At 36.3% G+C, this 10,813-nt stretch carries 14 protein-coding genes; 1 reads left to right on the forward strand and 13 read right to left on the reverse strand.

Going from position 1 to position 10,813, the window contains the following annotated elements; all coding sequences use genetic code 11:
- Positions 1 to 446 (forward strand): transposase (locus tag A5844_RS02450; RefSeq protein ID WP_179190519.1); only part of this gene is annotated, 446 nt, incomplete at its 5' end.
- Positions 447 to 593: 147 nt separating this feature from the next.
- On the opposite strand, the gene dnaJ is transcribed toward A5844_RS02450, so the two are convergent.
- From dnaJ to A5844_RS02510, 13 genes are all read right to left on the reverse strand, one after another.
- Positions 594 to 1,763 (reverse strand): molecular chaperone DnaJ, encoded by a 1,170-nt coding sequence (gene dnaJ / locus A5844_RS02455; RefSeq protein WP_086283597.1) that lies wholly within the window; start codon positions 1,761 to 1,763, stop codon positions 594 to 596.
- 149 nt (positions 1,764 to 1,912) lie between these two features.
- Positions 1,913 to 3,742 (reverse strand): molecular chaperone DnaK, encoded by a 1,830-nt coding sequence (gene dnaK, locus A5844_RS02460; protein ID WP_086283599.1) that lies wholly within the window; start codon positions 3,740 to 3,742, stop codon positions 1,913 to 1,915.
- Between the two features lie 47 nt (positions 3,743 to 3,789).
- On the reverse strand, positions 3,790 to 4,353 hold the full coding sequence (gene grpE / locus A5844_RS02465) for a nucleotide exchange factor GrpE (RefSeq protein WP_086283601.1): 564 nt from the start codon (positions 4,351 to 4,353) through the stop codon (positions 3,790 to 3,792).
- An 87-nt stretch (positions 4,354 to 4,440) separates the two neighbouring features.
- Positions 4,441 to 5,484: a heat-inducible transcriptional repressor HrcA gene (gene hrcA, locus A5844_RS02470; RefSeq protein WP_086283602.1), complete on the reverse strand. Its 1,044-nt coding sequence runs from the start codon at positions 5,482 to 5,484 to the stop codon at positions 4,441 to 4,443.
- A gap of 248 nt (positions 5,485 to 5,732) precedes the next feature.
- Positions 5,733 to 6,899, reverse strand: a complete 1,167-nt coding sequence (gene hemW / locus A5844_RS02475) for a radical SAM family heme chaperone HemW (protein ID WP_086283604.1) — start codon at positions 6,897 to 6,899, stop codon at positions 5,733 to 5,735.
- 550 nt (positions 6,900 to 7,449) lie between these two features.
- A complete protein-coding gene (locus A5844_RS14480) occupies positions 7,450 to 7,584 on the reverse strand; it encodes a hypothetical protein (protein ID WP_256924507.1) in 135 nt (44 codons plus the stop codon).
- A 69-nt stretch (positions 7,585 to 7,653) separates the two neighbouring features.
- Positions 7,654 to 7,896 carry a hypothetical protein gene (locus tag A5844_RS02485; RefSeq protein WP_086283609.1) on the reverse strand — a complete coding sequence of 81 codons (243 nt, stop codon included), beginning with the start codon at positions 7,894 to 7,896 and terminating at the stop codon, positions 7,654 to 7,656.
- Between the two features lie 36 nt (positions 7,897 to 7,932).
- Positions 7,933 to 8,079, reverse strand: coding sequence for a hypothetical protein (locus A5844_RS14100; RefSeq protein ID WP_164498422.1), 147 nt, complete (start codon positions 8,077 to 8,079; stop codon positions 7,933 to 7,935).
- A gap of 34 nt (positions 8,080 to 8,113) precedes the next feature.
- Positions 8,114 to 8,320, reverse strand: a complete 207-nt coding sequence (locus A5844_RS02490) for a hypothetical protein (protein WP_086283611.1) — start codon at positions 8,318 to 8,320, stop codon at positions 8,114 to 8,116.
- A 15-nt stretch (positions 8,321 to 8,335) separates the two neighbouring features.
- Positions 8,336 to 8,674, reverse strand: a complete 339-nt coding sequence (locus A5844_RS02495; protein WP_086284069.1) for a hypothetical protein — start codon at positions 8,672 to 8,674, stop codon at positions 8,336 to 8,338.
- A 635-nt stretch (positions 8,675 to 9,309) separates the two neighbouring features.
- The gene (locus tag A5844_RS14105) at positions 9,310 to 9,471 is read right to left on the reverse strand and encodes a hypothetical protein (RefSeq protein ID WP_086283612.1); all 162 of its coding nucleotides are present in this window, start codon (positions 9,469 to 9,471) and stop codon (positions 9,310 to 9,312) included.
- Complete coding sequence (locus A5844_RS02505; protein ID WP_086283615.1) at positions 9,464 to 10,132, reverse strand: zeta toxin family protein; 669 nt, start codon at positions 10,130 to 10,132, stop codon at positions 9,464 to 9,466. The genes A5844_RS14105 and A5844_RS02505 overlap by 8 nt, the downstream gene beginning before the upstream one ends.
- A 442-nt stretch (positions 10,133 to 10,574) precedes the next feature.
- Positions 10,575 to 10,813, reverse strand: a 239-nt coding sequence (locus A5844_RS02510) for a tyrosine-type recombinase/integrase (RefSeq protein ID WP_179190520.1), incomplete at its 5' end; no start/stop codon positions are given.

The raw sequence follows: 10,813 nt of genomic DNA on the forward strand, positions 1-10,813 counted from the left end.
GCTATCGCTATGATTATTCCTTTAAGCGTCCGATGACTGAAAAAGCGATCGTCGATGAATTACTCAGCTATGATTCCACATTGAAGTTGGCTTATGATACTTGTCAACTCCTTCTCTATCACTATAAACAAAAAGAGACGAATGACTTTTTCGAAGTGGTGAATACCTTAGATACCCAGCTTCCTGAGTGGTTTCGCAAGAAACTCACTTTCTTCAATAAATACAGAAAAGGAATCAAGAATGCCTTCCTAACACCCTACAGTAACGGGGCCTTGGAAGGGACAAACAATAAAATCAAGGTCATCAAACGAGTCGCTTATGGTTACCGTAATTTCCTCCATTTTCGTGACCGTATTTACTTGATTCAGGGCTTGGTTTTCCAAGATCAATCCAAAACAAAAAAGAATCAATCGAAGCGTATTTCTGCTTCGATTGATTCTCGATGAAATTCTTTCAATTTGAACTCACCAACACTACTTGTCGAAGAGCCAAACTATCTTCAAATTCTCTGGTTGTTTTTTTGTGTCGGACATTCGTTAAAATGACTTTTTTATCTGTTTTATCTCTATTAACTCGTCTTTTATAATGATTTTTTATTTACGCTTCTTTCCACCAAAAGCATCTTTGACTTTATCAAAGAAACCCTCTTCTTGTTGTTCTTGTACATGGATTCCGCCTGCTTTAGCAAAAGCACGTAATGCTTCACGTTGCTCTTCATTCAAGTTTTTAGGTGTGATTAATTTTATGCGAACATGTTGGTCACCAGTGGATCCACCACGTAAACGTGGCGCTCCCTTGCCACGCAAACGGAAGTTTGTTCCAGTTTGCGTACCCGCAGGAATCTTCAACTTCACATCTCCATGAACTGTTGGCACTTGAACTTCGTCACCTAGAGCCGCTTGAACAAAGCTTAGTGGTAATTCATAGTAAATTTCTGAACCATCACGATCAAAGATGTCACTTTCCTCTACTCGGAAGACGACATATAGATCACCGAATGGCCCACCGTTCTCTCCGGCTTCCCCTTGTCCTGCTAAGCGCATTTGTTGTCCTTCTTCTACACCAGCTGGTACATTGACTTTTACAGAGTGCGCTTTTTTCTCATGTCCTGAACCATGACAAGTTGGACAAGGATCTTTGATTTCTTTCCCAGTACCATGACAAACATCACATGTTTGGCGACTCATCACACGTCCTAGTGGTGTTTGACGTTCCACATTGATTGTACCTGAACCATGACATTTGTGACAAGTTGTTGGTTGTGTTCCTGGTTTTGCTCCGTTTCCGTTACATGTATGACAGATTTCTTCACGATTGTACTTAATTTCTTTTTCAACACCGAAAATCGCTTCTTCAAACGATAAGTCCACTGTATATTGTAAATCTGCTCCTTGACGAGGGGCATTCGGATCCATTGATCTTCCGCCGCCACCAAAGAATGAATCGAAGATATCTTCGAAGCCACCAAAGCTGCCACCACCGGAAAAACCACCGAATCCGCCAAATCCGCCGCCAGCGCCACCTGCACCGTAATTTGGATCTGTTCCAGCATGACCATATTGATCATATGCCGCACGTTTTTGTGGATCACTCAAAATTTCATAAGCTTCTGATACCTCTTTGAACTTTTCTTCTGCATCAGGCTCTTTATTGATATCTGGATGGTACTTTTTTGATAGCTTACGATAAGCTTTTTTGATCTCGTCTTCTGAAGCTCCTTTTGCAAGCCCCAAGACTTCATAATAATCACGTTTTGTTGCCATAGGCTTTCCTCCTATTGGTTCTCTTCATTTCCACGTCGCTAGTTATCATATCATACTTTAAATGAAACAAAAACCGCTAATGTTGAATTATTTTCAAAAGAAAAAGCCAAAGTCGCGACTTTGGCTTTTCTCAAAACTCAATGAACCGATTATTTTTCGTCGCCATCGACTTCTTCAAAATCAGCATCAACGACATCATCCGCTCCGCCTTGTGCTGCTTCTGGATTTTCTTGAGCTTGTTGTTGTGCAGCTTGTTCGTATAATTTTACTGTAAGGTTTTGCACGATTTCATTCAAAGCATCTCGTTTTGTTTTCATTTCTTCGATGTTGTTTGCTTCCACTGCTGCTTTTAGTTCATCACGTGCAGCTTCTGCTTTTTTCACTTCTTCTTCGTCGACTTTTCCTTCTAATTCTTTCAATGTTTTGTCAACTGAGAATAATAGTGCATCCACATCATTGCGAAGATCAACTTCTTCTTTACGTGCTTTATCTGCTTCTGCATTTGCTTCAGCATCTTTCACCATGCGTTCGATTTCTTCATCTGTTAGACCTGAAGAAGATTTGATCGTGATTTTTTGTTCTTTTTGAGTTCCTAGATCTTTCGCAGATACGTTTACGATCCCGTTTTTATCGATATCAAAAGTTACTTCGATTTGTGGGATACCACGTGGTGCTGCTGGGATATCTGTCAATTGGAATCTGCCAAGTGTCTTGTTGTCTGCAGCCATTGGACGTTCCCCTTGCAAGACATGGATATCTACTGCAGGTTGGTTGTCCGCAGCTGTTGAGAATACTTGTGATTTACTTGTTGGGATTGTTGTATTACGATCGATCAATTTTGTAAATACGCCACCCATTGTTTCAATACCCAATGATAATGGTGTGACGTCTAATAATACAACGTCTTTTACGTCACCAGTGATAACCCCACCTTGGATAGCAGCACCCATCGCCACAACTTCATCAGGGTTTACTGATTTATTTGGTTCTTTACCTGTTTCTTTTCTTACTGCTTCTACAACAGCAGGAATACGAGTTGAACCACCCACTAGGATCACTTCATCAATATCAGATTGAGAAAGACCTGCATCTTTTAGTGCTTGACGTACTGGTACTTTTGTACGTTCTACTAAATCAGCTGTCAATTCATCAAATTTGGCACGAGTCAATGTCATTTCCAAATGCAATGGACCTGCATCTCCAGCAGTAATAAATGGCAAGCTGATTTGTGTGCTTGATACACCTGATAAATCTTTTTTCGCTTTTTCAGCGGCATCTTTCAAACGTTGTAATGCCATTTTATCTTGACCAAGATCAATGCCATTTTCTTTTTTGAATTCTGCTACCATGTGGTCGATGATCTTGTTATCAAAGTCATCCCCACCTAAATGGTTATCTCCAGCAGTAGACAATACATCAAAGACGCCGTCACCTAATTCAAGGATCGATACGTCAAAAGTACCCCCACCAAGGTCAAATACTAAGATTTTTTCATCGCGGTCTGTTTTGTCTAATCCATATGCAAGAGCAGCTGCTGTTGGTTCATTAACGATACGTTCTACTTCCAAACCAGCGATTTTACCTGCATCTTTTGTTGCTTGACGTTGTGCATCATTGAAATAAGCTGGTACTGTGATAACTGCTTTTTCAACTTTTTCACCTAGATAATCTTCCGCAAATCCTTTGATATATTGTAAGATCATTGCAGAGATTTCTTGAGGTGTATAAGATTTACCTTCAACATCTACTTTATAACCAGCTTCACCAATATGGCGTTTGATTGAAGAAACTGTATTAGGGTTTGTAACTGCTTGACGTTTTGCTACTTCACCCACTTGGATTTCACCATTTTTAAATGAAACAACAGAAGGTGTAGTACGGTTTCCTTCTGGATTTGCAATAATTTTTGCTTCGTTACCTTCTAGTACAGCAACAGCAGAATTTGTTGTTCCTAAATCAATACCGATAATTTTACTCATAATTAACGTCTCCTTTATTCTAGTAAGTCTTTATTTCATATCATGACTTATTGCGCAACGATCACCATCGTTGGTCTTAATACACGGTCATGGAGTTTGTATCCTTCTTGTAAAACTTCTACAATTGTATCTGCAGGTAGGTCCTCAGTTGCTGGAACCGTCTGAACTGCTTGATGAAGCGTTGGATCAAAAACTTCCCCTTTAGCTATGATCTTTTCAATTCCCTCTTCTTGCAAAGCATTTCTCAAGCTTTCAAGAACCATCTCAACACCTTTTTTCAGGCTTTCTCCTTGATCATCAGATACTTCTGTTGCCAATGCCCGTTCCAAATTATCAATGGACGGTAATAGCTTTTTCGCTAAATCTTGTGAACGATATTTCTGCAATTGTTCACGTTCATTTCTTCCACGATTTGCCATATTAGCAATTTCCGCTCTTGCGCGTAAATACTTATCTTCAATCTCTTCAAGTTCAGCTCTTAAGTTAGCAAGTTCAAATTCTTCTGCTTCTACTTCTGAAACACCTGAATCTTCTACCGCTTCCATCTCAGCTTCTGGATCTGTTTGTGTATCCGTTAATTCCTGGTCTAATTCTTCATGGTTTTCTTTCACGATACCGTCTCCCTTTCATTATTCAGTCAGCTGCTTGATTGCTCTTACTAACTCAAAAAAGAACGATCAGTCACTACTTAAATTTTATTAAGAACCGGATAGGTCAAGCGTTCGATAGTAATCAGCAAGTTTGCTTGCTAACTCCTGACGATACACATCCACTAATCCCAACATTTTTGAATATGGCATACTTGTTGGTCCGAGTAATGCAATCGTTCCTCGACCATGTCCAGCAATATCATAGCTTGCTTGGATCATGCTCATATTTTGCAGCAACTCATTTCCTAGCTCTGAACCAATTTTAATATGGATATTGCTATCCATCGGAACGATCATTTGAGTCAGTTCATACGAATCTGTCATAAATGAAAACATCGATTTAAATTGGTCAAGATCCTGCAGTGGTTCATAATCCAATAGATTCATTTGCCCACTTACATAGACTTTATCTTCAAATGCATGTCCTAAGACTGTATCAAATAGATTAGACATACCTTCAGTGGTTTGAAAATATTTATGCAAGATCATCGGGATCTCTGTTCGTAATTTGTGATACACCGTCACTAGCGGATCACCCACCAATCGATCATTCACGATACGAACCATTTTTTCTAAATCCTGACTACCAAGGTTTTCAGGAAGAGTAAATACCTGACTTTCTACATTCCCATTATCTGTAACCACAATCGCAATGATTTGGCGACTGTTTAAAGGAACGATACGAAAGCCGGTTAAACGGCGGTCTTTAATTTCAGGGCCTAACGAGAATGTTGTGTAGCTTGTCAACTCGGACAAAATTTCTGCCGATTGCTTGATGATCTCGTTGATTTCGTGGAATTCTTTACTTAAAGACTGTCGAATCTGTTGCAAATCATCATTTGCTACACGAGCAGGTCTTAACAAATGATCCACATAATAACGATACCCAAGTGCTGACGGAATCCGTCCTGAAGAAGAATGAGTTTTCAATAAAAGTCCTTCGTCTTCTAGTGCCTTCATATCGTTGCGGATCGTCGCTGGACTTGCCTCGACTCCTTCCGCCATCAACGTTTTGGAACCAACGGGCACCCCACTACTCGTATAGTTTTGGATGATCAGACGCAAAATATCACTTTGTCGCTGTGTTAACATCATTCTCACCTCTCATTAGCACTCATATCTTCTAAGTGCTAACCCACTTATTAATATAGCAAGAAGCGTTCAACGTGTCAAGAAAAAGCACCCTATTTTTTAGCACTCTATCTTACCGAGTGCTAAAAAATACTGAGTGCTTAAAAAGCCTGGTAAATAAAGGTTTCCCCGATCTAAAAAAATTATTATACACTCAAATAAACAACAAATTATAAAAATTTTAACTATTTAAAATGGTATGCACTTAGTTATTTTTCTAATAAGAATCGTTCGAATACATTATTTCCCAAGAATGTGCCTTTTTGCGTTAAATAAATCCGATTTTCTTCATTAATCAATAATTCTTCTTCCACCAACTCGTCAAGAACTTTTTCATAAAGCGAGTCAATAGATTGCTGATATCGATCATAAAAATGTTGTTTAGAGATTCCTGCTTTCTTCCTTAACCCGAGAAACATTTCTTCTTCAATCTGGTTCTTTTTAGAAAGACTTTCTTTTTCCAAAACAGGTAATGCATTTTCTCTTAGTGGACGCAAATAATGTTGGATCGGCCCTTTATTTCGGTAACGGGTATTCCCAAGATAGCCACTAGCTCCTGCCCCAAACCCAAAGTAATGGTCATTGTTCCAATACATCAAATTATGTTTCGATTCATGCCCAGCTAAACCAAAATTACTAATTTCATATTGATGTCGCTGATGATTTTCCATAGCGGTGATTGTTTCTTCAAACATCCGTGTTTCTGTTTCTTGGTCTGGTAATTCCAATCTACCTTGGCGAACCCAATTCATAAACATCGTCTTGTTTTCCAAAATCAGTGAATACAATGAATAATGTGGCAGATCCAATGCCAGTGCACGTTCCAACGTATCACGATAGCCTTCAAGTGTCTGTCCCGGTAATGCATAAATCAAGTCAATACTTACATTTGAAAAATTTTCTGCTTCTAAAAAACGCATTGTTTGATAAACATCTTCTGCTGTATGCTTGCGACCAATCTTTTTCAATAATCGGTTGTCGAAAGTTTGGACCCCCATAGATAAACGATTCACTCCATAATTTTTCATTACTTGTAACTTTTCTTGTGTTAAGTCCCCAGGATTTGCTTCAACCGTAAACTCTTTCCCATCTTGAAAAGAAAGGATCTCTCTTGCGCCATATAATAAGCGATCCAGTTGTTTTGCTGATAAAGATGTCGGTGTCCCACCACCTACATAGAGAGTCTCCAAATCGCTCACAGGATACTCACTCATCATCAATGACATTTCTTTTAAGAGCATTTCTACATATTCATCTACTGGCTGTCCTTCTAAAAACACTTTATTAAAGTCACAGTAATAACAGATATGCTCACAAAACGGGATATGGATATATGCAGAAACCTTACGTTCTGCGGGATTGGTTGTTTCTTTCATTTGATTTTCGTTCTCCTTAAGTTAAAAAAGCCAGTTACTTTATTGGTAGTTCTATTACACTATATAACATACTTTTTGTTATTCCTAGTAGTTATTAGTAATTGTGCTTTTGACAAACATGAATTAAAAAACAACAGATATACAAATAAAATAGAGTCATTGTAGAAAAATATTTATTTGTTTCACGAACATATGCACCTGTTTTTTTCTAATAGACAGATTAATTAGCTAAACAAAAAATGCTAGTGCTATACTTTTTTGTGTTGATAGATTTTATTGATATCAAAAAAATGAACAAAAAGAAAGTATTCTGTTTTATTCATTAATTATTCTAAGATTTCTCTCACCAATATCTTTTTTCAAAGAACCTTTTTAATGAGTAAAAAAACACAAAGAAAAAGAATCCTCCAGTACTTGGAATTTACTGGAGGGTATACTTCAAAAGAAGCGTATAGAGCTGTCTCTTATACACATCTAGATGTGTATAATTTAATAGTCTTAGTTCATTAAAATAAAAAACTCAACTTTACAAGGATATGATTTAAAAATTTTATTTATCCAACCCCACTAATTTTCGCTGCTTACGATTTGCTTCATCTGCTACGTACTTCATTACTGTTTTAAATTCTTTCGCTGAGGCATTTTCTGATAAATCAGTAGCGATACTTTTATTATACTTTTTCACAATTTGTTGTACTTGTTCCTTTTCAGTTATGTATTTCCTCCGATATTTTTTGAATGAAGAGCAGATTTTTTAAAAACGCACTAAAATTAAACTTATAGTAAGAAACACAAAGCCCAAAAAAACAAATAGTTTATACTTTTTTAAATATGTTTCTACTTTTAGATAATCTGTTCTTGGCATTTCTTTTCCTACATTCAAACGGATAACTGTTTTTACTTTCAGCAGAAAACGTGTGCCATTGATAAAACAGCACATACTCAATACCCCTAGCAGTACTCTACCCACAAAATTCAATATCCCAATTATTGTCACTTATAACTCCTTTATCTATTTGAATTTTAAACTTGTTTAATGCAATGCCCATAGATAGTTATCATTTCTTCCGTTTACTCGATCAAGTCCTTCTGCAATTAGTCCTCCAGCCGAAGTACCAGCTAAAGCTAAGGCGATTTCAATTGCAGTTTGTACTTTCCCACGTACTGTTGTAATACCCATCTGAGAAATGATTGAAATCTCAACTGCTTTAATTTTAATCTTTTATTTCTTTGACTAACTTCATTTCTTTTCTTACACTAAAAAAAGAAATCAGACCAATAATCCCTCCTGAGATACTTATAAATGACCAAAAATATTTTTTTTGAAATAATAGAATGATAGAGAAAATAACCATACTACTTGAACATATCATTCCCGCAAAGATTAATCGATTGATTTTCTTTCTCGTTTGTCTTCTCATTTTAATTAACTCCAATTAGGCTAAGATGTAGTTATCATTCCTTCCGTCAGCTCTATCTAAACCTTCTGCCAGAATTCCACCAACCGAAGAAGCAGAAATTGCCATTGCTGCATTGATCATACTGTTTAGTAATCCACCAACGCTAATTCCTACTTTTGAAAGAATCTGCTTTTCTACCATTCTAGTAATATTTGTACGATTATTTCTTAATAAAGCCCTTACCGCTATTAAATTACTAGCTCCTGTCCATAATCCAATAGCAATTAATCCTACATTAATTACCCCTGAAACAAATCCTGTTGAATTCCACCAATTTTTTCCGAAACCGCGTAATACTGGATTATAACCTGTCAAACTTAAGTACTCTTGAACTGCTTGTTCGACTCTTAACTCATCTTCTTTTGTTAAAATAATTTCACCATTCTCGTCAAACTCAGCTTGTACTGAACCATATTCCTGTTTGATTTTTTCAAGTACTTGTTGTGAACGTTTTTCTTCATTTGAATAAAGTAAGCTTTGTTCATAGGATTGTAAACTGTCCTTACTTTCTACAGAGACTTATTCAACTTGCTCATTTGCTAAAACAATCATACTACCGCTTGTCATTGTAGTGGAAAAAATTACCATAATCGCTACTACACCTATCCATATTTCTAGCAAATTTCCCTTAAACATTTATCATACCTCCAAAATTTTTATAGTTGTCTCATAATGACAATTAAACTATAAATTAATAACGAGAGTATTATTTAAAAACAACATAAAAAGTGATTTTAATATCAAAATTGCCTGTTTTTTCAAAAAAAATCATAGTCATATTAAAAAAGTTTTTCAACTAAACCTATTGGTAGGTGTCTACCTTCTCTAACTTGAGACTATATTTTTCCTTGTATTTAAAGCGTTCAATTAATAAAATTTCACAAGCTACTAAAAATACTCAAATAAAAAAATCACAACTAATTTTCAGCTGTGATTTAAAATCTTAATAGTTATTTATCTAACCCTGTTAATTCTCTTTGTTTTCTATTTGACTCGTTTGCTACATACTGTAGAACGGTCATAAATTCTTTTCTAGTTGCTTTTTTGTTTAGATCTCCATAGCTACGGTTATATTTTTTCATAATCGCTTCCGCTTTTTGTTTATCAGTCATATAATTTTTCCTCCAATTCTGCTTTAGTAAATAATTCTGGCAAAATAAGATCTATATCTGAAATATCTGGAACTACTGTGGCTATTTCATTATTATAATCTTTTAAAATCACATGTACAGAGATAGATTCCCCATATTGTTTTATTACTTCGCGAACATTCTCACGAGACTTAAAATAAGCATTAATAAAACGATCCTTTGGTACAAATCGTCCCTCTACTTTTTCTCGGATTTTTGTATAATTCCAAGCAATAAGAGGTTCTTGGAAGATAAAATAGATTGTCACATCATAATCCCGAGAAAGACATCTCTCAATATTTTGTTTCGCCCGACCAATTGCGAATGTTCCATCTAATAAAAATGAATAACCTTTTTTCAATACCATATCTAAGGAGTAATCCACTAACCAAGATGCCCCTCGTTGAAAATCAGAAGAATTACGACCAGTATACCCCGGGAATTTCGTTCGGAAAACATCAGCATCTATTCTACAGATATCTTCTGATAATTCCAGTAGACTAGTTGCTACTTCTGTTTTACCTGCGCCAGGCGTACCTGCCATAAATATAGCTTCTTTTTGATCTAGTCGAACAACTTTATCTTGAATCACATCTTGAAAAAATTCTTTTTTATGATCTTTAGCGTAGACTTTATCATCCAATACTACTTCCTCCAATAATTTTCTCGGAATAGTTTTTTTAACCATCTAAATTTTTCGATAGGACACCAATTAATATCATAAACTTGTTTCTTTATTATACAACAATTTAAGCTATAAATATTAGTTAATTCAATTCTTCAGTCATTTAGTCACAGTAATAACAGATATGCTCACAAAACGGGATATGGATATATGCAGAAACTTTACGTTCTGCGGGATTGGTTGTTTCTTTCATTTGATTTTCGTTCTCCTTACGTCAAAAAGTCGTACCGCTTTTCGACCACTCTTAAATGGTGTTCAAGCGCCAGCGCCTTGAAATAAGCCACATTTTTCAAACTCAAAAAGCTAGTTTCAAAAATGCTTGCTTATTGTCATCGGAGCTACACGACGCTTTCACAACCTCTTATATAAGCATACTATACGCATATGGTAAACAAATCCACTAAAAAATCCAAGAATCGACTTCTTGGATGACTTTTTCTTTTGTTGCACTGGACACTTGGTTGTAAATTTCCAGTGTGGTTTTCATATTGGAGTGACCGACACGATCCATGATTGCTTTGATTGGGACACCAGCTTCTGCTAGTAAGGAGATATGTGTGTAGCGGAAAGTATGGGTAGTCACATGTTTATTAAACTCAGGATATTTTTCTCTTAAGATATCTTTGACACACTTCACTG

It is taken from the genome of Candidatus Enterococcus wittei (genome assembly GCF_002140175.1).
Lineage (GTDB): Bacteria > Bacillota > Bacilli > Lactobacillales > Enterococcaceae > Enterococcus_B > Enterococcus_B wittei.